Below are 691 nucleotides of genomic sequence, written 5' to 3' on the forward strand. Positions count from 1 at the left end.
TCGATGTACGACGGCACCGCGATCGCCCTGGTCCAGCTCGTCGCCGACTACCTGATCTGGCTGGACGCCGACTTCCAGCTGCGGCCCCGGCTGGCGACCGCGTGGACGTCGTCGGAGGCGGGCCGGACCTGGTCGTTCACCATCCGCCAGGGAGTCGTCTTCTCCGACGGCACACCTTTGGACGCGGCCACGGTGAAGGCGTCGTTCGACCGTCTGCTCGATCCCGCGAACAAGTCCGCGGCGCTGTCGGCGTTCGACACGGTGCTCAAGGCCGGCGGCGTCTCGCTGGCGGGCCCCGACACGGTCGTGTTCCGCCTTGAGCGGCCGTTCTCGGAATTTCCCTATCTGGTGTCCGCCGGCAACTACAACGCGCTCATCCTGAAGCCGGACTACCAGGTGGGAACGTTCGCCCAGAAAGCGATCGGCACAGGGCCGTTCCTGCTGAGCTCCTATGACAGCGGCACGGGCGCGTCGTTCACCCGCAACCCGAGGTACTGGGATTCCGGGAAGCCCTACCTCGACGGCGTAAGGGTGGCTTTCTACAAGGACGCGCAGGCCGATCTGCTCGCGTTGCAGAGCGGTGCCGTCGACGGGCAGATCCTGTCGGATGCCAGCCTGGTGGGCCCGGTCGCGGGCGGCGGCTCCATCGCCGTCGACAAGGTCAACAGCACTGCCCTGACCGCCTTCACCC

1 protein-coding gene is annotated in these 691 nt (G+C 67.6%); it reads left to right on the forward strand.

What is annotated here, in order from left to right:
- Window positions 1-691: ABC transporter substrate-binding protein (locus tag NBW84_RS20785; protein ID WP_250286592.1), on the forward strand; the 691-nt coding region annotated here is incomplete at both ends.

Source organism: Protofrankia sp. CiP1_Cm_nod2, from assembly GCF_920664355.1.
Classification (GTDB): domain Bacteria; phylum Actinomycetota; class Actinomycetes; order Frankiales; family Frankiaceae; genus Protofrankia.